General features: G+C 56.1%; 20 protein-coding genes and 2 pseudogenes. 18 read left to right on the top strand and 4 right to left on the bottom strand.

Going from position 1 to position 21,208, the window contains the following annotated elements; all coding sequences use genetic code 11:
• Positions 1-162 precede the first annotated feature (162 nt).
• On the top strand, positions 163-1,407 hold the full coding sequence (locus tag HMPREF9163_RS02055; RefSeq protein WP_157049407.1) for a class I SAM-dependent methyltransferase: 1,245 nt from the start codon (positions 163-165) through the stop codon (positions 1,405-1,407).
• A 71-nt stretch (positions 1,408-1,478) separates the two neighbouring features.
• On the opposite strand, the gene HMPREF9163_RS02050 is transcribed toward HMPREF9163_RS02055, so the two are convergent.
• On the bottom strand, positions 1,479-1,703 hold the full coding sequence (locus HMPREF9163_RS02050) for a hypothetical protein (protein WP_037345697.1): 225 nt from the start codon (positions 1,701-1,703) through the stop codon (positions 1,479-1,481).
• Between the two features lie 135 nt (positions 1,704-1,838).
• Here HMPREF9163_RS02050 and HMPREF9163_RS02045 point away from each other — a divergent pair, with 135 nt between their 5' ends.
• The 7 genes from HMPREF9163_RS02045 to HMPREF9163_RS11950 all read left to right on the top strand — a co-directional run bounded on the left by HMPREF9163_RS02045 (position 1,839) and on the right by HMPREF9163_RS11950 (position 9,296).
• The gene (locus HMPREF9163_RS02045) at positions 1,839-2,618 is read left to right on the top strand and encodes a DUF134 domain-containing protein (protein WP_009439974.1); all 780 of its coding nucleotides are present in this window, start codon (positions 1,839-1,841) and stop codon (positions 2,616-2,618) included.
• 355 nt (positions 2,619-2,973) lie between these two features.
• Positions 2,974-3,474: a flavodoxin family protein gene (locus HMPREF9163_RS02040; protein ID WP_009439972.1), complete on the top strand. Its 501-nt coding sequence runs from the start codon at positions 2,974-2,976 to the stop codon at positions 3,472-3,474.
• Positions 3,471-5,123, top strand: coding sequence for a heme anaerobic degradation radical SAM methyltransferase ChuW/HutW (gene hutW, locus HMPREF9163_RS02035; RefSeq protein ID WP_009439971.1), 1,653 nt, complete (start codon positions 3,471-3,473; stop codon positions 5,121-5,123). Before HMPREF9163_RS02040 ends, hutW begins: the two co-directional genes overlap by 4 nt.
• 204 nt (positions 5,124-5,327) lie before the next feature.
• Complete coding sequence (locus HMPREF9163_RS02030) at positions 5,328-7,451, top strand: TonB-dependent receptor (RefSeq protein ID WP_232296653.1); 2,124 nt, start codon at positions 5,328-5,330, stop codon at positions 7,449-7,451.
• A 13-nt stretch (positions 7,452-7,464) separates the two neighbouring features.
• Positions 7,465-8,085, top strand: coding sequence for a MotA/TolQ/ExbB proton channel family protein (locus HMPREF9163_RS02025; protein ID WP_009439969.1), 621 nt, complete (start codon positions 7,465-7,467; stop codon positions 8,083-8,085).
• The gene (locus HMPREF9163_RS02020) at positions 8,075-8,482 is read left to right on the top strand and encodes a biopolymer transporter ExbD (RefSeq protein ID WP_037345694.1); all 408 of its coding nucleotides are present in this window, start codon (positions 8,075-8,077) and stop codon (positions 8,480-8,482) included. Before HMPREF9163_RS02025 ends, HMPREF9163_RS02020 begins: the two co-directional genes overlap by 11 nt.
• A complete protein-coding gene (locus tag HMPREF9163_RS11950) occupies positions 8,460-9,296 on the top strand; it encodes an energy transducer TonB (RefSeq protein WP_157049406.1) in 837 nt (278 codons plus the stop codon). The genes HMPREF9163_RS02020 and HMPREF9163_RS11950 overlap by 23 nt, the downstream gene beginning before the upstream one ends.
• A 56-nt stretch (positions 9,297-9,352) precedes the next feature.
• Here HMPREF9163_RS11950 and HMPREF9163_RS02010 read toward each other — a convergent pair whose 3' ends face one another.
• Positions 9,353-10,459 carry an A/G-specific adenine glycosylase gene (locus tag HMPREF9163_RS02010; RefSeq protein ID WP_009439966.1) on the bottom strand — a complete coding sequence of 369 codons (1,107 nt, stop codon included), beginning with the start codon at positions 10,457-10,459 and terminating at the stop codon, positions 9,353-9,355.
• Between the two features lie 135 nt (positions 10,460-10,594).
• Between HMPREF9163_RS02010 and serS the strand changes: the two genes are divergently transcribed.
• The 7 genes from serS to HMPREF9163_RS01975 are packed head-to-tail and all read left to right on the top strand — an operon-like array spanning position 10,595 to position 16,563.
• Positions 10,595-11,866, top strand: coding sequence for a serine--tRNA ligase (gene serS, locus HMPREF9163_RS02005; RefSeq protein WP_009439965.1), 1,272 nt, complete (start codon positions 10,595-10,597; stop codon positions 11,864-11,866).
• Entirely contained in the window at positions 11,863-12,417 is a 555-nt protein-coding gene (locus tag HMPREF9163_RS02000; RefSeq protein WP_009439964.1) for a UbiX family flavin prenyltransferase, read from the top strand. Before serS ends, HMPREF9163_RS02000 begins: the two co-directional genes overlap by 4 nt.
• 4 nt (positions 12,418-12,421) lie before the next feature.
• Positions 12,422-13,042 carry an acyloxyacyl hydrolase gene (locus tag HMPREF9163_RS01995; RefSeq protein WP_009439963.1) on the top strand — a complete coding sequence of 207 codons (621 nt, stop codon included), beginning with the start codon at positions 12,422-12,424 and terminating at the stop codon, positions 13,040-13,042.
• An 11-nt stretch (positions 13,043-13,053) separates the two neighbouring features.
• Complete coding sequence (gene rnhA, locus HMPREF9163_RS01990; protein ID WP_009439961.1) at positions 13,054-13,734, top strand: ribonuclease HI; 681 nt, start codon at positions 13,054-13,056, stop codon at positions 13,732-13,734.
• Positions 13,735-13,759: 25 nt separating this feature from the next.
• Positions 13,760-14,527 (top strand): ABC transporter permease, encoded by a 768-nt coding sequence (locus HMPREF9163_RS01985; RefSeq protein WP_037345690.1) that lies wholly within the window; start codon positions 13,760-13,762, stop codon positions 14,525-14,527.
• A gap of 12 nt (positions 14,528-14,539) precedes the next feature.
• On the top strand, positions 14,540-15,286 hold the full coding sequence (locus HMPREF9163_RS01980) for an ABC transporter ATP-binding protein (RefSeq protein ID WP_009439958.1): 747 nt from the start codon (positions 14,540-14,542) through the stop codon (positions 15,284-15,286).
• Positions 15,283-16,563 carry an MlaD family protein gene (locus tag HMPREF9163_RS01975; RefSeq protein WP_009439957.1) on the top strand — a complete coding sequence of 427 codons (1,281 nt, stop codon included), beginning with the start codon at positions 15,283-15,285 and terminating at the stop codon, positions 16,561-16,563. Before HMPREF9163_RS01980 ends, HMPREF9163_RS01975 begins: the two co-directional genes overlap by 4 nt.
• Before the next feature lie 179 nt (positions 16,564-16,742).
• On the opposite strand, the gene HMPREF9163_RS01970 is transcribed toward HMPREF9163_RS01975, so the two are convergent.
• On the bottom strand, positions 16,743-17,519 hold the full coding sequence (locus tag HMPREF9163_RS01970) for an enoyl-CoA hydratase/isomerase family protein (RefSeq protein WP_009439956.1): 777 nt from the start codon (positions 17,517-17,519) through the stop codon (positions 16,743-16,745).
• Between the two features lie 108 nt (positions 17,520-17,627).
• Positions 17,628-17,822: a ribbon-helix-helix protein, CopG family gene (locus tag HMPREF9163_RS01965; RefSeq protein ID WP_009439955.1), complete on the bottom strand. Its 195-nt coding sequence runs from the start codon at positions 17,820-17,822 to the stop codon at positions 17,628-17,630.
• 208 nt (positions 17,823-18,030) lie between these two features.
• On the opposite strand from HMPREF9163_RS01965, the pseudogene HMPREF9163_RS11440 reads away from it, so the two are divergent.
• From HMPREF9163_RS11440 to HMPREF9163_RS01950, 3 genes and pseudogenes are all read left to right on the top strand, one after another.
• Positions 18,031-18,162, top strand: a pseudogene (locus HMPREF9163_RS11440) (flagellar biosynthesis protein); the annotation flags it as partial.
• 24 nt (positions 18,163-18,186) lie between these two features.
• Positions 18,187-19,484 (top strand): annotated as a pseudogene (locus tag HMPREF9163_RS01955) (flagellar hook protein FlgE).
• Positions 19,485-19,670: 186 nt separating this feature from the next.
• Positions 19,671-21,206, top strand: a complete 1,536-nt coding sequence (locus tag HMPREF9163_RS01950) for a TolC family protein (RefSeq protein ID WP_009439950.1) — start codon at positions 19,671-19,673, stop codon at positions 21,204-21,206.
• Positions 21,207-21,208: the final 2 nt, after the last annotated feature.

Raw genomic sequence — 21,208 nt, 5'->3', positions numbered from 1 at the left:
CTGACGGACTTCATTTTATTGGCGATTCCTTAATTTTAAGAAATGATATGCTGGATGCAAGCAAGGAAAAGTAGAATACATGAAGACCTATAGGGATGAAGTTCATTGGATTGCTGTTTCCGACAAATGTTTGTATGAGAAAAATTAAGGGAGCGGATGGATATGTTATTGATGGGAGAGGCATTTGTCGAATATTTATGGAAACACGATGTGTTTCAAGAGAAAGACATTATCGGGAAGAATTGCCTTGTTGTCGGTGGCTCGTACATTTCGGGGGGGAACTATGCCCCTCTGCTAAATAAGCGATTGCTCCACTTAGGCGCGGCACGATGTGATAATGTCATGCTGTTTGACCCCTATTTTCAGGACTCTTTTTGCGATCTTACCGATACGGAGGAGGCAATCGGTGCGCTTCGCTATGACTTAATTATCGTTCTTAGTGGAATGGAGAAGACTCGAAATATTCGTGAAGGTGTTCGACAGCTGCAAGAGGTATGTCATGTGGGTGGAAAGATTTTTGTGACAGCAAGGACGCCACATGATATTTCGGCGCGGAGAGAATTACACACCTATGAGGATATATGGCGTTATGATCTAGAGTCACTGGAGGACTTGTTTCATAATTGCATCCCAGAGAAGACTGCTGTTGATGAAGGCAATGGCCTCGTTGCTGTGATGTTTGTACGAGGTGAGTCGATAGATACCGTTTCGTCAGTCACCTTGTTTAATACGAAGCGTGGAGAGCACGTCACCATTGACGATGAATTGCCGCGAGGATATTTTGATGGCCTTTCAATGCTTGATGCCATTGGTCTGAAATATCGCACGGACAAGTGCAGTATGGAGCATAACTATCTTAATAAATATGCTTTTTTTCTGGAAAAATTTCGATTGCAGCCGACACGACTTCTTGAACTCGGCATATTCAATGGTGCGAGCTTGCGTATGTGGCAGGAATATTTTCCATATGCAGAGATTTATGGTGTTGACATTGCGGATCGTTGCAGTCAGTATGCAGATGAGCGTATTCATATTATCCAAGCGGATCTTTCCGATCCGGAACGGGTTGCAAAACTCAAGGAAATTCGACCGCAGATCATCATTGATGACGCGTCCCACATTGTGAGCCACCAGCTTCTGGCGTTGTTTACGCTCTTTGACGTGCTGCCAAGCGGCGGTGTCTACATTCTCGAGGACTTGGAGACCTCTCTGAACCCAGAGCAATTTGGAGAATCTTATCGTGACTGTCCCTTGGATGCCTACGAGGTCTGTGCGCGCATTGCACACGTTGCGGCACGCAAAGTGCCCGACGACGACAGTCTATACGCCGAGCACATCAATCGCATCGGCATGGCGGCGGAACTGATCTCCGTCACCAAGGGCACTGTCATTTTTGTAAAACGGTAATATCTGCGTAAAAAACGGGACTGATCGGAGGTTTTTTCTCCGTCAGACCCGTCTTTTCTCTCTTCGCTCGCTCAGCGTCCGCGCGCGCAGCCGCAGCCGCCGCGTGCATATGTGCGCTCACTGCGCTCCGATTGTGTGCGGTCGCCGTAGCAGTATGCGCCGCCGTTATCGTAGCAGTACGCCGTGTTCTGACGCTGCGGCAGCTCGCATGCGCCGTCCTCGCAGCCATAGGCGATTGCCTGTGCACCTGTGGCGAGGATGAGCCCCGCAAATAGTCCTGCAATCATCTTTTTCATAACCATTTCCTCCCAAAATATAATGGATTCTTACCTCTATACTATCATACTTGTCAAGCTGAGAAAAGAGATAATTGACATATGCCGAAAACTTTGTTAATATAATAACTGTCATATGACAGAAATGGAGGGGCTATGCCGCGACCAAAGAGATGCAGACGCATATGCAGCTATCCGGACTTTTGGAGCTTTGCGCCAGAGGATGCGGAGGAGGAGCAGGATGAGACCGTCATTCTCGGGCTGGACGAGTTCGAGACGATCCGACAGATCGACTACTGCCGTCGGACACAGGAGGAATGCGCCGCAACGATGGGCGTGTCCCGCGCGACGGTGACGGGCATCTACGAGTCCGCACGATACAAGCTCGCGGACGCAATCGTCTGCGGGAAGCGCATCCGCATTGCGGGCGGCGTGTATGAGATCGAGGAGGCGGCAATGCCCCGTATGAAAGAAAAAGGAGAGCATACAATGAGAATTGCAGTACCATATACAGATGGTCAGATCGAGCAGCATTTCGGCAGGGCGAAGCAGTTTAAGTTCTACGATGTTACAACCGATGTGGCTGAGGAGATTGTGGACACGGTCGGCGAGGGGCATGGCGCGCTTGCGGCGTTCCTTCACACGGCGCAGGCAGATCTCGTCATCTGCGGCGGCATCGGTGCGGGTGCACAGACGGCGCTTGCCGAGGCGGGCATCCAGCTCGTCTCGGGCGTGAAGGGGGATGCGGATGAGGCTGTGAAGCAGCATCTCGCGGGGACGCTCGTGCCGAATGCGGATGGCGGAAAATGCAAGCACCGTCACCAGCACGGCAAGCATGGTGAACATGGCTGCGGTCATGGCGACCACCATGCACATGGAGAGCACGGCGGACACTGCGGACATCACCACGCGCATGGCGAGCACGGCGCGCACTGAGATCATCATAGGAAAGCACCGCTTCGGCGGTGTTTTTTGTTGCTTTTTCATAATGAAAAGTTATATGTAAAGATAAATAGTGAATATATATAAGATAAATTATAAAAATTTGAAGATCGTGAACTCTGAAGAAAATATAAATATGATTTTCTCAATAAGCATGCTATAGTTGAGAATGTAATTGAGAAAGAATATAGATATTTATAGTGACGGTGGATAAATCCACAAACATGAATTTGATTCATAATTATTATTTATGATTTTTGCAAAAGCACTTGATTTTTTAGATGTGCTGTTATATTATATGAATCAAGCAAAGATGATATTCACATTGATATGTTTAGGAGAATGAATTATGGCGAATGAAGTTACTGTCATCTACTCCTCGCGCACGGGGAATACAGAGAAGGTTGCAAAGCAGTTGGCGGAGGCGCTCGGCGCGACCTGCCACAGCGTGAAGGATACGTCGGCGGTGCCCGAGGGCGCAGATCTCTGCGTCGGCACGTGGATCGACCGCGGAACGGCGGACGCAGGTGCGAAGAAGTACATCGAGAGCCTGCGCGGACGGCGCGTCTTCCTCTATGGCACGCTCGGCGCGGAGCCGGACTCGGAGCACGCGGAGAAGTGCATTGCGAACATCCGCGCACTCTTCGATCCGTCGAATGAGATTCTCGGGGCAATTCTCGTGCAGGGCGCGATCGACCCGATGCTGATCGAGATGTTCAAGAGCATGCCGAAGGACAATGTGCATGCGTTTACCGAGGAGAATGCGGCGCGCTATGCGGCGGCGGCAAGCCACCCCGATGAAAATGACTTCGCACAGGTGATTGCGGCGGCAAAGGAGGCACTGGCATGAATACGTTTGAAACGAAGCTCGCGGGTCTCCCCGAGGAAGCACGCGGCTGGCTGCTCGGCACGAAGTCGGCGAATCCGCTCGGCTGTGCCTTTACGAAGAAGCGTGTTGTGCACCCAGGTGTGGGCGGCAAGCGCATGATTATGGACAAGGCGGAGCAGGCGAGTGTCTGGCAGGAACTGATGAACACGACGCCCGATCCCGCCGATGAGCGCGCCGTCTACATCCACATTCCGTTCTGCGACAAGAAATGCAGCTACTGCGGTTTCTTCCAGAACTTCACGCGCGAAGAGGCGGCGCATCACTACGTCGATGTGCTTCTCGATGAGCTGGATGCGGCGGCGGATACACCGTATGTGCAGGGCGCGCCTTTTCAGGCGGTGTTCTTCGGCGGCGGTACGCCGACGGCGCTCTCTGACGCCGATCTCTCGCGCCTCGTGCGCGCTGTGCGCGAGCGTCTGCCGCTCACGAGCGACTGTGAGATCACGCTCGAGGGACGCATTCACGACCTCTCGGAGAGTAAGGTCGAGGCGGCGCTGAACGCGGGCATCAACCGTTTCTCCCTCGGCGTGCAGTCCTTTGACACGCGCGTCCGTCAGTCCATCGGGCGCATCGACGACCGCGATACGGTTATCGCAACGCTTCGCCGCATGGTGGAGAAGCAGGGCGCTGTCGTCATCGCCGACCTCATCTATGGGCTGCCCTATCAGTCGATGGAGGTCTGGGAGAACGACGTGCGCACGCAGTTCGAGATCGGGATTGCGGGCGGCGACCTCTACCAGCTCAACGTCTTCCCGTCGAGCGAACTGGCACGCCGCATCGAGTCGGGCTATCTGCCCATGCTCCCGACGACCGAGGAACAGTCCGAATACTTTCGTCGTGGGCTTGAGATTGTCGCGGAGTACCCGATGGCACGCCGCATCGACACGACGCATTGGACGACGGATCACCGCGAGCGCAGCCTTTACAACACACTGGCAAAGCGCGGCAACGATGTGCTCGCCTTTGGCTCGGGCGCGGGCGGCTTTATTGGTTCGTTCATGTGGCGCAACCACGGTGCGCTTGCACCGTATGAGAAGATGGTCGAGGAGGGCTCGAAGCCATTCCAGTTCATGGGCGAGCAGGCGGATGAACACCGCATGCACAGCGAGATCGGCGATCAGATCGAGCACGGGTACCTCTACGCGCCGTTCTTCGAGAAGAAATACGGCGTCGACCTCCTCACGGAGCTTGCACCGCTTCTCTCCGCATGGGAGGAGAACGGTCTCGTCACGCGCACGGCGACAGGCTTCCGCCTGACGCTCGCGGGCGAGTTCTGGCACGACAACCTCATCCAGGGCTTCCTCGAGGCGTATGCACTCACGCAGGAGGACGATGTAAAGCTCCGCAAGGAAAACGTCGCCCTGCAGGATATGATTCCGAAATCTGTGCGCTCCATGCTCGAGGCAATGTTCCCGGACGGGATGCCTCCGCAGATGGCGGCGGCGCTCGCGGGCAAACCCACGCCCGAGATGGAGAACCATCCACATATGCAGATGCTCAAGAACCTCATCGAAAAAGAGCGGGAGAAGGAGCGCGCCGCAGGCGACTCCGCCCCCAACCTCAACACCGTCATGCGCACCTCCGCGCGTGAACTTGGCAAAGCTGTGTAATATATAGATAAAAGACCCTTTACACTGAAATGGACGCTGTATATTTCTCATAAGAGAGATGTCGGCGTCCTTTTCTATGTAATTTTTATGAACTTATTGACAATGAATATCTATATTGATAAGATAACTCCTGATGTTTGATGATGCTCTGATAAAAAATGATGAGCGTCAAATGTGTGCTTACAAATAGAAATGGAGACTGAGATGAAGCAGCACAAGCGCAAGAGTTATCGTTCCTATCTGAGCCTGCTCGTATGCAGCTATCTGACTGTATGTGGGGGGGGGACGACGGTGTCGTTTGCGGCGGATATGTCGGAGACACAGGAGGCACAGAGCGCGCAGGAGAGTGCGTCTGCCACGGCGCCGATCAAACTCTCTGACTCCTATGTCCGTCCGGACTACGTGGAGATCGAGAAGCTGCGCGATACGAAGCAGATCATTGTCATCACAAAGAAGATGATTGAGGAAAAGGGGTATAAGACCATCTCAGATGTGCTGAAGGATCAGCCAAGCATCAATGTCGGCGCTACATTCTGGGGGGAAATTGACATTCGCGGGCAGGGCGGCGATCAGGCGCATCGCAACATACAGGTATTGATTGATGGTGCTCCTATGACGACGATGGTCACGCACCCGCTGCCGAACAACTACGATTATGTGCCCGTAGAGCAGATCGAAAAGATCGAGATCATTCCAGGCGGCGGTTCTGTCATCTATGGTAGTGGTGCGGCAGGCGGCATCATCAATATCACGACGAATCTCAGGAGCATGAACAAGCCGCAGCGGACGGTGACGACAGAGTGGAACTCGGACGGCTATCGACTGGGCTTCAACTATGGGGACAAGGTCGGCGAAAAGTTGACGGTGCAGGGGGGATATAATAAGCTGGAGCGCGATCTCTATTTCAAAAATACCTACCGCGACAGCGACTATCTCTTTGCAGGGCTGCGTTACGATGCAGACAGCGATCATTCTGTGACATTCCGTTTTAGTCATTTGGAAGAACAAAGTCGTTTTGTACAAAATATTTCACGGAGCATGGTTGAACGCTACGGTCGGAACGCACGACCCTCCGATGGAAAGTATAATGACGGCGATCGGGATCTCAATACGTATAATCTCACCTACAACCAAAATCTTGGCGGTGGATGGAAATTCAGCGGTGATGTCTTCTATGCGGATGGAAATTATAGGAACTCGAAAATTGTCAACGGGCGTATGTATCACGATTCTTACGGTACGCGTATGAAGTTTGACTATGCGTATGGCAAAAGGGATTCTCTGCTTATCGGACTTGATTGGCTCGATCAGTCATCCCATCTGGACTACATATCCGGGAGAAAGCTCATGTCTTTCAATTATGAAAAAGAGACGCGGGCACTCTATTTGCTGAATCAGATGCGGCGCGGTAAGTTTACCTTTACGCAGGGCGTTCGCCGTGAGGATCTCATCTGGTCGTTCGATAAAGATGGGGGGACGCTGAGGAGACCAATCGGCGGTAAGGCCGACTCGCATCGCTGGAACACGGCGGGAGAACTTTCCGCCGCTTATCAGTACGGCTCCATTGGACGCGTGTTCGTGCGCTATGAGCGCGGCTTTACCAGTCCGGACGGTTTGCAGATTGCAGACGAGGTCTACTCAGGGCCGTCGGGCAAGGTCTATCAGGCGACCACCGCGCAGGAAGAGCACTACAATCTCTACGAGATCGGCGTGCGCGATAAGATCGGCGCGACATCAGTTAATCTGACGCTCTTTGCATCTATGACGAACAATGAGTTGAATCGTCCGTATTTTATCGGTGCCTACGGACCTGAGTACAAGACCTTTAATATGTTCAACGTAAGACGACGCGGCGTAGAGCTGACCTTGCAGCAGCGACTCGGCAAACTCGATCTGACGGAAGGGTATACCTATTTGCATGGTCGCCGTACATATACGGAGCAGGGGCGCGCCATCCTAGACGAATATGGTGAGGATGCGATCGACTTTACGAACAGCGGACTGGTGGCTGTACCAAAGCACAAGGCGATCATTCAGGTAAACTACACGTTCGACAAGAAGTGGAGCGTCGGCGCGAAGTATACATATTTTGGCTCCTATAATAATTTTGTCAAAGAATCCAAGCGCAATGAGATGGGCAGCGTCATAGAATCCTATGGGCTTCTGGATGTGAACTTTAAGTTCAAACAAAATGAAGATCTCGAATGGTACGGCGGCGTTACCAATGTTCTCAACAAAACCTATTATGAGTATGCAAGCGAAGGGCTGTGGACGCTTACGCCGGGATTCCCGCGCACCTATTTTGTGGGTGCACGGTATAGCTTCTAAGGAAAGGCGGGGGATGATGGAGATTTTTGAACTGCTCGCAAAGGGCGGGCTTGCGATGATTCCGATTGGCCTTGCCTCGTTCATCAGCGTGATGATCGCACTGGAACGCTTCTCGTACTATCGGGGGCAGGAGGAGCGGTCAGCAGACTTTTCGACGGAGTTCTGTGCGGCGCTCGCTGCAGGGGATGATGCACGTGCTGCTGAGCTCTGTCGAACCTCCGGCGGTGCGGCGGGAGAGGTCCTTCTGACTGCGCTCGAGGAGCGTACCCATAAGAATGTGCGGCAAGAGGAGCTCGTGCAGGCGGTAGCAAAGAAAAAGGCGCTTGCGCTGCGCCGTTATCTTGAGTATCTGAGTGTGATCGTGACGATGGCGCCGCTTCTAGGTCTGTTGGGGACAGTCATTGGCATGATTAGCTCATTCAGCGTACTGTCTGTTGCCGAGGGAGAGCCGTTTGCCATCACAGGCGGTGTCGGTGAGGCCCTGGTTGCAACGGCGAGCGGATTGCTCGTCGCGATTCTTGCGCTGAGTCTTTATGCCTATCTCTCGCATCGGGCAAACGGCATCATAGCGGATGTGGAGTACTCTGCCACGATGTATCTGGCGCATGTGGGAGGTGAGCGCGGTGAAGCTTGACCTTCTGCCGCAGGAGGAACGCCCGCAGCTGATGATCATTCCGATGATTGACATCATTTTCTTTCTGCTCGTTTTCTTCATGATGAGCATGCTCTCGATGGTCGTGCAGAAGAGTATGCCGCTTACACTGCCGCAGGCGGAGAGTGCAAAGGTCAGCATGACGCGCAATATTCCCATCACGATCACGGCGGATGGCGGGATCTACTACGAACGAGATCTGATGAGTCTGCGCGAGCTTACCGCGCGCCTCACGGAGGATGCAGCTCGTGGAGAGGATATCTCTGTCATCCTGCGCGGCGATACGGCGGCGTCCTATGGGACGGTTGTGCAGATCATGGATGTGGTGAAGCGCCTCGGTATTGAGAAGGTCTACATTGCGACCAATACACCGGGGTGAGACGATGCATACGCGTTCATGGAAAATTTACGGCGGTTTGTCACTCGCTGTACATGTCGGTATTATAGGCATATTGCTTCTTATCGGACTGGACTGGTTCGCCTCGCCGCCGCTGCCGAGTACACCTCTGCAGGTTGGCTTCCTATCGGAGATGCAGGTCGCGGCGGCAGTAGAGAGTTCGGCGAATGAAGGAAGTGCTGGCGGCGCGGGGGAGATCGAGGAAGTAAAACGGGAGAGCAGCCATGCGGACATCTCGGCACAAAGTATGCTGCCCAGTATAAAGGCTGCTAGTGCTCCGACAATGCAGGAGCTTGATCGCGTGGTTCCGCCTGTGGAGCATGCGATTGCATCTATTGTTGCTGCGCCAAGCGGCGAACAGAGTTCGGATGCAATACCTACATCTGGCGGAGTCTCGTCAGATGGCAGAGAGGATAACGGAGCCTCATCTGCTGCAGGAGGCAGCGGAATAGGTCAGGCGTCGGGATTGGGAGCTGGATTCTCTGATAATGGAGACGGCTCATATACGGCGGCATCTGCCGCAGGGATTTCTTACCAAATCCTGCGCGATGCAGAGGCGTATTATCCAGAAGAGGCGCGTTCTCTTGGCTACTCTGAGACCGTCTCGGTCACGGGGCGCGTGCTCGTTGGCACGGATGGCAGCATTGAATCTGTGCGCATACTGACTGATGCACCGAATCTTGGCTTCCGTCAGGCGGCAGAGGAGGCGTTCTGGCGGATGCGCTTTGCCCCGATCGTCTATCAGGGCTACCCGATCAAACTCTGGTTTGAAAAAACACTGATCTTTCAGCCATAGAAAAAGCGCAGCTACAGCACGGAGTCATTTCGACCTTCGTGCAGCAGCTGCACTTTTTATTTCGGCGTAAAGTAGCCGAATGCGGCGGGGATGCTGTACTTGTCCGCAAGTTCCTCACGGCGCACCCAGAGAAGTGGGGCGGGCGCGCCGTCTATCTCCTCTGCCGCCATCAGCGGCGGTTCGTTCCATTCTGCGACGCTGACCGCCCAGCCCGTCAGACTCCATTCAATATGTGAAAAGATGTGGCGCGCGGGCGGGAGCGGTGCGATGTCGAGGACATGATAGCCCTCCGACTCGAGATGCGTGCGCACGGCACGCTTCGAGAGTTTGCCGTCCAGATTCGGATATTCCCAGAGACCCGCGAGGAGACCCTTCGCGGGTCTTTTTCGTATGGCGATCTGCTCGCCGCAGGAGAGGAGGAGGACGGTGCGCTGCTCCTTGCGGCGCGCCTTGAGTGCGGCCTTGACGGGATAGTTCTGCTCCGTGCCGTATTCATGCGCAAGGCAGAGGCGTGCGGCGGGGCAGGCGTGGCAGAGCGGCGTGCCGTTCGGGAGACAGATGGTCGCGCCGAGATCCATAAATGCCTCGTTGAGGAGACCTGCGTCCTTGCCGCTCGGATAGGACGGCATGAGTGCGGTTTCGAGCGCGCGCTTCGTCGCGTCCTTTGCAATGTCGATGGGATTCGCCGTGACACGCGTGGCGACGCGCAGGAAGTTGCCGTCTACGGCGGGGCGCGGCGCACCATAGGCGAACGCGGCGATCGCGCTCGCTGTATAGCGACCGATGCCGGGAAGGGCGAGCAGCGTGTCGAAGTCATTTGGCAGGACGCCGCCATGCTCTGTGACGATCACCTGCGCCGCGCGTTTGAGGTTGCGCGCGCGGCTGTAGTAGCCAAGCCCCTGCCAGAGCTTCATGAGCGCATCGTCATCCACGGCGGCGAGGTCGCGGACGCTCGGCAGTGCATCGAGGAATCGCAGATAGTAGGCGCGCACGACGGCGGCGCGCGTCTGTTGGAGCATGATCTCGGAGATCCAGACGTGATACGGCGTCGGTTCGTCGCGCCACGGCAGGTCGCGCACGTTGGGGGCGGATTTGCGCCACGCAAGCAGTGTATTGCAGAGGGCGGGAAAGATGGAGTCACCCGCCCACGGTAAAATTTTCATTAAAAAGCTCTCCTTTTCGTGTCGATTTTACTATGTCTGTGTGAAACATGGATGAAGAAGCGGGCTTTTCTTTACAAAAGGCGGGCTTTGTACTATGATAGCAGATAACAAATTATATTGATGGAGTGATTTCACATGTTGGATATGAAATTCGTGCGCGAGAATCTGCCTGCGGTGCAGGAAATGTTGAAGAACCGCTGCAATTCTCTCGATCTCTCGTCGTTCACGGCGCTTGAGGAGAGCCGCCGCACGATTTTGCAGGATGCCGAGGAGAAGAAGGCGCGCCGCAATGCCGTCTCGAAGGAGATCGGCGTGCGCAAGAAGGCGGGTGAGAATGCAGACGATGTGGTCGCGGAGATGCGCGCTCTCGGCGATGAGATCACGGCGCTCGACGAGGATCTGCGCGAGGTTGAGGCGAAGCTGCGCGACCTCCTGCTGCAGATTCCGAATATGCCGAAAGCCGACGTGCCGATCGGCAAGGATGATACGGAGAATCCCGAGGTGCGCCGCTGGGGCACGCCGCGCACATTTGACTTCGAGCCGCAGGCGCATTGGGACATTGGGGAAAACCTCGGCGTACTCGATGCGGAGCGCGCGGCAAAGGTCACGGGTGCGCGATTCACGTTCTACAAGGGACTCGGAGCGCGCCTTGAGCGCGCGTGCATCAACTTCATGATGGATCTCCACGCGGAGAAGCACGGCTATACGGAGATGCTTGCGCCGTACATCGTCAACGCCGACAGCATGGTCGGTACGGGACAGCTGCCGAAGTTCGCGGCGGATATGTTCAAGCTCGAAGGGCTCGACTACTACCTTGTGCCGACGGCGGAGGTGCCGACGACGAACTACCACCGCGATGAGATTCTGGACGCGGAGCAGCTGCCCGAGTACTATACATCCTATACGGCGTGCTTCCGCGCAGAGGCGGGGAGTGCGGGACGTGACACACGCGGACTGATCCGTCAGCACCAGTTCAACAAGGTAGAGCTGATCAAATTTGTCACGCCAGAGACGAGCTGGGACGAGCTCGAGACGATGGTGGAGGCGGCGGAGGATGTGCTGAAAACGCTCGAACTGCCGTATCGCGTTGTGCAGCTCTGCACGGGCGACATGAGCTTTACCTCGGCAAAGACCTATGATATCGAGGTCTGGATGCCTGCGCAGGATAAATACCGTGAGATCTCGTCCTGCTCGAACTGCACGGACTATCAGGCGCGCCGCGCAAATATCAAGTATCGTCCTGAGCGTGGGGCAAAGCCGGCGTTCCTCCACACGCTGAACGGCTCGGGCGTTGCCGTCGGCCGCACGGTTGCGGCAATCCTCGAGAACAATCAGCAGGCAGACGGCTCCGTCCTCGTGCCGAAGGCGCTCGTCCCGTATATGGGCGGCGTCACGGTCATTCGATGAAGCGCCTCGTCGTCGGCATCACGGGCGCGAGCGGCAGTATCTATGCCCTCCGCCTGATCGATGTGCTGCGTGCAAAGGGCATTGAGGTTCACGCGGTTGTCACGGCGAGCGGGCTGCGCGTCTTGGACTACGAATGCGGCGTTGCGGAGGAGGAACTTGCGCGGCGCGTCTCCGTCCTCTATCCGAATCCGGACGTGGGCGCGGCGATCGCGAGCGGCTCGTTCCGCATGGACGCAATGGTCGTCCTGCCCTGCTCGATGAAGACCGCGGGCGCAATTGCCCACGGCGTGACGGATGATCTCCTCACGCGTGCGGCGGACGTGACGCTGAAGGAGGGGCGGCGGCTTCTCCTCGTGCCACGCGAGACGCCCATGCACGAGATTCATCTTGAGAACCTGCTGCGGCTTGCACGCGCGGGCGCGGTCATCATGCCCGCAGCACCGGGCTTTTATCATCGTCCTGAGACACTGGACGATCTTGTCAACATGATGGTGGGAAAGATACTCGACCGCCTCGGCATCGAGGCGGAGCTTTTCACACGTTGGAGGTAACGCAATGAGATTCCAAAACAAAACGCTTGCGGCATTTGCGCTCGTCGGCGCACTCGTACTGCCCGCTGCGGTGCATGCAGCGCCGAGCTCAGACGACAATGCGATGGAGATGCACATGGGCTCAGCGGAGGCAAAGGACAAGAAGGCGGAGATCCAGATGGACTATCTGGAGCATCGCGGCGAGCGGCGCTATATCGACCTCTATAACATACACGCCTTCCGCCAGTACAAAGAGATGCATGGGATGTCGCTCCACTGGGGCGTGACCGTCTCGCGTGCCGTCGGCTCATGGGCGGAGAAGGACACGCCCGACGTGCGCCTCGACTCGTCTGCGGTCGGTGCGGGACCCGCGTACATGGTGCGCTGGACGAAGCCTCTCGGATCGAAATGGGAGGCATCCCTTGACGCGACGGGCGCTGTCCTCGTCTACAACGACATGCACCCCGCGCATACACGCAACTACGGCTTCATGTGGCGTATCGGCCCGCGTGTGACGTACAAATTCAATGACCGCAACGCGCTCAGCGTCGCCTACCTCGGTCATCACGTCTCGAACGGTCAGCGCACGCGCAACCCCGGCTACAACGGTGTGGGCTTCTCCATCGGCTATCGTTATTCATATTAAAGGGAAAATTTGTGGCAAAGAAATATTACGCCGTAAAGCGTGGGCGCAAAACGGGGCTGTTCACCGTCTGGGGGGAGTGTGCGGCGCAGGTACAGGGCTTTCAGGGCGCGGTCTACAAGGGCTTTATGACGGAAGCAGAGGCTCGTGACTGGCTTGCGGGAGAGGGCTGTGCATCTCGTGCGAACGTGGGCGTGCTGTGTATAGGGAAAAAGAGTGCAGCCCCTGCGCCCGCAGAGTCGATTGATGCAGACTATATCATCCACACGGACGGTTCCTGTCTGCGCAACCCCGGCGGCGCGGGCGGCTGGGCTGCCATCATTGAGGCCGTTGCGACAGGTGAGGTCACGGAGAAGAGCGGCGGCGACCCCGAGACGACGAACAACCGCATGGAGCTGACAGCGGCGCTCGAAGCACTGTCTGCCGTGCCCGAGGGCGCACGCATCGCGCTCTTTACGGACAGTCAGTACCTCAAGAACGCATTCACAAAGTTCTGGCTGCCCGCGTGGAAGAAGCGCGGTTGGAAGAAGGCGGACGGCGAACCCGTGCTCAATCAGGATCTTTGGATGCAGCTCGATGCGGCATTTGCCGCGCGCCGCGTCCGGTTCCACTGGGTCAAGGGACACGCGGGCAACGAGCGCAATGAGCGCTGTGACGAGCTTGCACGCGCAGAGGTGGAGAAGCTTTCTCGATAAATAAATGAAGGAGAGGAGGGAATCTATGCAGCGCATATTTGAGCTGGTGGGGCGCATTGTCCTCACGCATCTTGCGAACATCGGCCGCATCACCCTCCTCTACGGGGAGACCATGCGGCAGGTCACCCAGCGCCTGCGCGTGCGCAGTATCGTCTACCAGATGGCGCATCTCGGTGCGGACTCCCTCCTCATCGTCGGACTCACCCTCCTCTTTACGGGCGTCGTGCTGACCCTCCAGATCGCACACGAGTTCATCCGCTACGGCGCGCAGAGCACCATCGGCGCCGTCATCGCCATCGGCATCGGGCGTGAGCTCGGCCCCGTTCTCGTTGGTGTCGTCTGTGCGGGGCGTGTCGGTGCGGCAATCACGGCGGAGGTCTCCACCATGAAGGTCACAGAGCAGATCGACGCCCTGCGCGTTATGGCGGTCAGTCCCGTGAACTACCTCATCGTGCCGCGCATGCTTGCATGCATGATCGTCGTGCCCATCCTCACCGTCTTCGGCGATGTGATCGGCGTTCTCGGCGGCTATATCACAGCCGTGCATTATTCGGGCATCTCGCCCTATACATTCACGCACTCCATTACGCAGTTCGCCGAGATCTACGACATGACGGGCGGGCTCATCAAGGCGATCTTCTTCGGCAACGTCATCGCCGTCCTCGGCTGCCACTACGGACTGAATGCGCCGAATGGCGCGGAGGGCGTCGGCAAAGCGACCATGCAGACCGTCGTCACCTCCATCATCGTCATTTTCATCCTGAACGCCGTCCTGACGTTCTTCCTTTTTTAGACGGAGGGCGCCATGATACGACTGAACAACGTCCGCAAGCAATTTGGGGACAAGGAAGCGCTCAAGGGCATCAGCCTGACGATCGAAAAAGGGGAGACCATCGCCATCATCGGCGGTTCCGGCTCGGGCAAATCCACCCTCCTGCGCCTGATGATCGGACTCGATCGACCTAGCGCAGGAGAAATCTACATCGGTGCGGACAATATTGCGGCGATGACGGAGAACGCCCTTGACCGCGTGCGTCTGCGCATGGGCATGGTCTTCCAGTACTCTGCACTCTTTGACTCCATGACCGTCGGCGAGAACGTCGCCTTCGGGCTGCGTGAGCACACAATGAAGACCGACGAGGAGATCGCGCGCATTGTCGCGGAGAAACTTGCGCTTGTCGGCCTGCCCGATGCGGCGGCACTCATGCCGCAGGAACTCTCAGGCGGCATGAAAAAGCGCGTGGGGCTCGCGCGTGCGATTGCAACAGACCCCGAGATCATCTTCTACGACGAGCCAAGCTCGGGGCTTGACCCCATCATGACAGCAAAGATTGACGAACTCATCATCGACATGCAGCGAAAACTCGACGTGACCTCCGTCGTGGTCACACACGATATGGCGAGCGCAAGCCGCATCGCTGACCGCATTGCGATGATTTACGACGGGGAACTCATCGCCGTGGACACGGCAGAGCGCTTTCAGTATATAAAAGACGAGCGCGTACAGGCATTTTTCCGTACGCTGCACCAGCGAAGGGAGGCAGGGGCATGAGTGCTGAGGCAAAGGTCGGCGCATTTACACTCGGAGGCGCGGCGCTCCTCATTGCCGTCGTCATGTTCTTTGGCGGACTGCGGCTCGGCGGCGGGCATGACTATACGATCTATGCGGGCTTCGGGCGCGCCGTCGGGCTGAACCCCGAGGCGCAGGTGCTCCTCTCGGGCGTTCCCGTCGGGCACGTCGAGGAGGTCGTGAATGACGGCTCGGGGGTCACCGTCTCCCTCGTCATTCAGGACGGTGTGAAGATTCCGCGTGGCTCCTCCGTCACCATCGGGCAGCCCGGCATCATGGGGGACAAATTCGTCATCATCACGCCGTCTGCGAGCACGGACTTCTACACAGGCGGCGACTACCTCTATGGCACGGACGAGATGGGCATGGACGCCATGTTCACCGAGCTGAACAAGATGATTATTCAGGTCGAGGCAATGCTCACGTCGATCAACAACATCGTCGGCGCACCGGGCTTCCAGACTTCGATGGTACAGCTCGTCGTCAACATGGAGCATATGACGGCGCACCTCGACGGGCTGACTGCGACCCTCGAGCAGATGGCGGCGGAGAATCGCGGCAATCTGCACGAAATGCTTGCCAATATGAATACCATGTCGGCAAACCTCGCGCAGACCACGGCGAGCGTCGAGCGCATCATGACGAACCTCGAGACCGTCGGCGCTGACCCCCAAACCGCAGAGAACATGAAAAAGACGCTCACGAATATCACGGAGACCTCCGAGCGTATGCTGCGGATCGCAGAGGGAATAGAGGCGGTCGCGGGAGACAAGCAGACGCAGGAGGATGCACGCGCGCTCATTCACAACGCGCGCACAATGTCGGACAAAGCGAACGGACTCATGGGACGTCTGCAGAACGTCAAGGTCACGTCAAAGGTCGATGCCATGTACAGCGGTAAGGCGGACGACTGGCGCACGAACTTCAACCTCGATGTCGGCGAAAATAAAGGGATGTATGCGACCTTCGGCGTGGACGACATCGGCGGCGGCGATAAATTCAACGCACAGGTCGGCACGCGTGGTACCTCATTTGGGGCGCGTGCGGGTGTCGTCGCGGGCGCGGCAGGCGTCGGCGTCGACGCCTATGCGGGCGAGAAATTCAAATTCTCCGCCGACGCCTACGACCCGAACGATCCTACCCTCCGTTTGCGCGCGCAGTATCAACTGCGCGGCGGCACCTACCTCTTCGGCGAATGGAACGACGTGAACAGCTCGAAAAAGCGCGCATTCTATACGGGCGTGCGGCAGGAGTTTTAACAAGAAAACGGCAATCGCAGAAATTTTTGCGATTGCCGTTTTTACAATGAAAATTTATACTCGCTCAGTGAAAAATCCCCCTCGGGGCATCACTCCCGAGGGGGATTTCTATTGGCTAACGAATGTCAGCTAGGAAATTCTTTACTAAAGATACTACAATCCGTGCCCTTTTTCAAGCCTTAATCATTCTGATTAAAAATCGGCTTCCGTCCCTCAATAAACGCCGTCACTGCCTCGCGGTGGTCGGCGGATGCGCCCGCCTTTGCGAGGTTCTCCGCCTCGATGCGGCTGTACGCCATGTAGTCGCGGTAGAACACCTCGTAGTAGAGCTGTTTCTGCAGTGCGAGTGCGTTGAGCGGGCGGCGCAGCAGTTTTTCGGCGAACGCCTGCGTCTCCTCCTCGAGCTTGCCGTCGGGGGCAAGCCGCGTCGTCAGCCCTAGACGGAACGCCTCCTTGCCGTAGATGCGCGGACTCAGTGCCATCAGCTCGATCGTCTTTGCGAGTCCGACGATCTGTTTCAGATGGTAGATGCAGCCCGTATCGCCCGGCAGCCCGACACTGGAGAATGCTGTGAGCAGACAGCTCTCCTCTGTCATGATGCGGAAATCAGCGCCAAGCGCGATGCCGCAGCCCGCACCCGCCGCTACACCGTTTACCATCGCGATGACGGGCTTCGAGCAGCGGCGCAGGGCGAGCGATGCCTGGCTCGTCAGGATCGAGAGTTCGTAGCTGATGAAGTCGAATGACGCCATCTCCTTGATGTCACCGCCTGCAGAGAAATTCTTGCCCGCGCCCGTGATGATGATGACTTTGACGGACTCATCCGCGTCACAGTGCTCGACCGTTGCAATCAGATCGTGGAACATCGTAGCATCGAGTGCATTGTTCGATGCAGGGCGATCCATCGTGATCCGCGCGATCCCATCTTGAATATTTAGTTTAATATGCGCATACATTCGGATACCTCCTTTTAGCAAAACTTAGAGGCTGAACCCCACCTAGATTTTTCAAAATGTTATGTCTGCTGTTATGTTACTTCATTTATCCTCGTAATACAAGCAAAATTATTTTTCAGCAACCACCTCGCTGTTGTCGATGGCGAAGTCGAGGAGGAGGCCGATGAGTTCGTTGCGCGAGCGGCCGGTTTCGTCGGCGAGCGTATCAATACGGTTGATAATATCTGATCTCACGCGGATGGACAGGATTTTATATCCGTCCTCTCCGCGTTTTCTTTTTGTAATCATTAGCTTTGTGTTCATATATATCACCTCTTTTGTAGTGTATATACAAGTGGAAAAACATCATATATTATCTATCATATTCATGAGTTTATATAAAGCACTTAAGATGTTATATAAAATACACAATATTATGTTTGCAAAATATGTTATAAAATATGTTATAAAAGTGGAAGGTGGAAAAATGGAGATACATCCTGCTGTAAAAGGGGGCGCCGAGCAGGGAAGCGCGCTCGTCTACATGAGCCGCGGGCTGGCGATGGTCGTTAGCGTCAAGAACCGCACCGTCATCACGGCGCTCGACGAGGCAAGTGCAAAGGAAAATATCTTTACCAATATTGACAGTGCTGTAATTTTATAGAAAATTTAAGGGAGAGATGCAGAAATGATGCGTTCAATGTTCTCGGGTGTATCGGGGCTTAAGGGGCACCAGACCCGCATGGATGTTATCGGCAACAACATTGCGAACGTCAACACGACAGGCTTCAAGTCGAGCCGTGTCACGTTCGCGGACATGATCTCGCAGAACCTTTCGGGAAACGATACGATCGGTGGCGTGAACCCGAAGCAGGTCGGTCTTGGCATGATGGTCGCGAGTACAGACCTTATGTACACAATGGTTCGGTACAGCAGACTGGCAAGAATACAGACGTTGCCATCTCGCGCGGCGACGGGCACTTCGTCGTCAAGCGCGGTGAGCAGCAGTTCTACACGCGCAACGGCGCATTTGGCTTCGATGCAGACGGCAACCTGACGATTCCAAGCACGGGTCTCTATGTACAGGGCTATATGGCGAAAAATAATCGCATTGACATTGCTGGCGATAATACGACGAAGATTCAGATTCCAGCAGGAAAGCCGATGGAAGCAACGACGACAGCGTTGGCTTCCTATACGAAGAACCTCAACGCGACAACACCGGGCTATGAGGTGGCGAACGTCCTTGTGAGATATGCAGACGGCACCTCGGAGACAGTTGCAAACTATAATCCCGTGGAAAAAGGAAAAATCATTTTAATGATGGAGTCTGGCGAACGCATCACGCTTGATGAGTCTGCCACCTATAATTTTAAGACAGGTGATCCTGTCAACAGTGCGAAGGTCTTTTATCAGCGATTCCTTAATATCTGGGACATATGCTCTTAACGGAGATTTCTCTCTTACGGGAAAAAGTTTGACACAGCCGGCGCATATGTCGATGGTACAGCATCGCTGAACCTCACTTATCAAAACGGCGCTGCAGCACAGCAGGTCAGCGTGAACCTCGCTGCGATTTCGCAGTATTCGGGCACGTCGACGATTGCGGCGAGTTCGGACGGTAATGCGCCGGGTACGCTCGCGAGCGTTGACATCGACAGCACGGGCGTCATCACAGGCACGTATACGAACGGTGTGCGCCAGAAAGAGGCGCAGATCGCGTCGGCGCAGTTCAACAACCCATCGGGTCTGACGAAGATGGGCGGTGACCTCTATCAGGAGTCGAACAATACGGGGACGCGCACGATCAGCGGAGCATCCGACATCGGATCAGAGCTGACGACCTCTGCACTCGAGATGTCGAACGTCGACATTGCCGACCAGTTCTCGGATATGATTATCACACAGCGATGCTTCCAGTCCAACTCGAAGATCATCACTGTTTCGGATGAAATGCTCGAAACGTTGATTGGTATGAAGCGGTAAAATCTACACTTTGCGAGCCGTCGCCCTCACATGGGCGGCGGCTCTTTTGCACCTAACGATAAATTTATTTGAAAAAAAATAGGGGAACTGATACAATGAGAGAACCTGTCAATACGATTTCATGGTGTTGACTATGTTTGGAGCAGCCCGCCGTTCGGATATATCCCGTCAGCGGTCGAGGAGGAAATGGCTTTGAAGAATAGGGGACGTTTTGCGGCGCGACTGGTACGGACTCTGGCTCTGACCGCCGCCGTCGGACTTTTTACGGGGACGGCATCGGCTGAGACGATGCAGGTGGATCTCTCACGCAGCGTGCAGATGGCGCTCGAGAATAACCGTACGATCAAGCAGGCGCTGACGGATGTGGATGCGGCGCACGCTGCGCTCGCGCAGGCGAACCGATCGATGGGACCTACGCTGACATGGTCGGCGACGGCGAACCGCATTGGCGGCGAGGCGTACGCGCAGGCGCGCATGACGGGCAAAAATTACGACTATAACTACGGCAATACGGGCACGATCTCGATGCCGGTCTATAATGCGTCGCTGAACGCACAGCGCAAATCTGCGCGCTACGGGCTGAACTCGGCGGACTTTGCGCTCGAGCAGACGAAGCAGTCGATCCGCCTGACGGCGACGACGGATTATTTCAATATCCTGCAGGCGCGCAATCTGGTGAAGGTGCGTGAGGATACGGTGGCGACGCTGCAGGCGCATCTCGCGGATGTGAACGCGCAGTTCCGTGTGGGTACGGTGGCGCGTGCGGACGTGCTCGCCTCGGAGGTGGAGCTGGCGAATGCGCAGCAGAATCTGACGACAGCGCGAAACAACTATGAGGTCGCTGTGGCAACGCTGAACAATGTGATCGGTGTGCCGACGGATACGACGCTCACGATCAACGATGAGCTGCGCTATGCGGGCTATACGCTCTCTCTGGATGACTGCACGGACTACGGGCTGCTCTACCGCGCGGATGGTGCGGCGGCGGTCTATGCGGTAAAGCAGGCAGAGGAGGGCGTGCGCGCGGCAAAGGCGGGCTATCATCCGACGGTGAATGCGGCGGCAACGCGCTCGATTGCGGGCGAGCACCCCTTCAAGGACGACCATACGAGCAGCAATACGTGGTCGGCGGGTGTGAGCGCGTCGTGGAATATCTTTGACAACGGCGTGACGGCGGCGCAGGTCGATGCGGCAAAGGCGACGCTCCGCAAGGCGGAGGAGGCGCTCGCAGCGACGGATGAGCAGATTCGTCTTGATGTGCGTACGGCGTATCTGAATCTGCGTGCGGCGGAGCAGAATATCAAGACGACGGAGAAGGCCGTGCAGCAGGCGGAGGAGGACTACAATATCGCACGCGTCCGCTATAATGCGGGCGTGGGGACGAATCTTGAGGTGATGCGTGCCTCAGACAATCTGACGACGGCACGCATGAACTACTCAACGGCGCTCTACAGTTACAATACGGGCAAGGCGAGCCTTGACAATGCGATGGGCGTGCCCGTCGATCTCGATGCTGTGCGGTATCGTGCGGCGGAGGAGGACGGTGCGCGTGCAAAGGAGGCGCGTGCGGCGGCACAGCTGCATGACGATGTGCTCTTTGCAACGCCGAAGGATGCCGAGGTGCGCCCGACTGCAGAACGTGCACCTGCGGATGCCGCTGCTGCTGCGGCGGCACGCGTACAGGCGGCGAATGCCGCGTACGAAGCAGAGATGAACAAATAAGA

Source organism: Selenomonas sp. oral taxon 138 str. F0429, assembly GCF_000318175.2.
GTDB lineage: Bacteria > Bacillota > Negativicutes > Selenomonadales > Selenomonadaceae > Centipeda > Centipeda timonae.
This window is presented reverse-complemented; position numbering and strand designations above follow the sequence as displayed.

Excerpts from the sequence above, each read along its gene's own strand:
- HMPREF9163_RS01980 (WP_009439958.1), top strand. The coding sequence starts at position 14,540 with ATGATACGACTGAACAACGTCCGCAAGCAATTTGGGGACAAGGAAGCG.
- HMPREF9163_RS01965 (WP_009439955.1), bottom strand. The coding sequence starts at position 17,822 with ATGAACACAAAGCTAATGATTACAAAAAGAAAACGCGGAGAGGACGGA.
- HMPREF9163_RS01985 (WP_037345690.1), top strand. The coding sequence starts at position 13,760 with ATGCAGCGCATATTTGAGCTGGTGGGGCGCATTGTCCTCACGCATCTT.
- HMPREF9163_RS02030 (WP_232296653.1), top strand. The coding sequence starts at position 5,328 with ATGAAGCAGCACAAGCGCAAGAGTTATCGTTCCTATCTGAGCCTGCTC.
- serS (WP_009439965.1), top strand. The coding sequence starts at position 10,595 with ATGTTGGATATGAAATTCGTGCGCGAGAATCTGCCTGCGGTGCAGGAA.
- HMPREF9163_RS01970 (WP_009439956.1), bottom strand. The coding sequence starts at position 17,519 with ATGTATGCGCATATTAAACTAAATATTCAAGATGGGATCGCGCGGATC.
- HMPREF9163_RS02045 (WP_009439974.1), top strand. The coding sequence starts at position 1,839 with ATGCCGCGACCAAAGAGATGCAGACGCATATGCAGCTATCCGGACTTT.
- hutW (WP_009439971.1), top strand. The coding sequence starts at position 3,471 with ATGAATACGTTTGAAACGAAGCTCGCGGGTCTCCCCGAGGAAGCACGC.
- HMPREF9163_RS01950 (WP_009439950.1), top strand. The coding sequence starts at position 19,671 with ATGGCTTTGAAGAATAGGGGACGTTTTGCGGCGCGACTGGTACGGACT.
- HMPREF9163_RS02050 (WP_037345697.1), bottom strand. The coding sequence starts at position 1,703 with ATGAAAAAGATGATTGCAGGACTATTTGCGGGGCTCATCCTCGCCACA.
- HMPREF9163_RS01975 (WP_009439957.1), top strand. The coding sequence starts at position 15,283 with ATGAGTGCTGAGGCAAAGGTCGGCGCATTTACACTCGGAGGCGCGGCG.
- HMPREF9163_RS02025 (WP_009439969.1), top strand. The coding sequence starts at position 7,465 with ATGATGGAGATTTTTGAACTGCTCGCAAAGGGCGGGCTTGCGATGATT.
- HMPREF9163_RS02000 (WP_009439964.1), top strand. The coding sequence starts at position 11,863 with ATGAAGCGCCTCGTCGTCGGCATCACGGGCGCGAGCGGCAGTATCTAT.
- HMPREF9163_RS02040 (WP_009439972.1), top strand. The coding sequence starts at position 2,974 with ATGGCGAATGAAGTTACTGTCATCTACTCCTCGCGCACGGGGAATACA.
- HMPREF9163_RS01995 (WP_009439963.1), top strand. The coding sequence starts at position 12,422 with ATGAGATTCCAAAACAAAACGCTTGCGGCATTTGCGCTCGTCGGCGCA.
- HMPREF9163_RS02010 (WP_009439966.1), bottom strand. The coding sequence starts at position 10,459 with ATGAAAATTTTACCGTGGGCGGGTGACTCCATCTTTCCCGCCCTCTGC.
- HMPREF9163_RS02055 (WP_157049407.1), top strand. The coding sequence starts at position 163 with ATGTTATTGATGGGAGAGGCATTTGTCGAATATTTATGGAAACACGAT.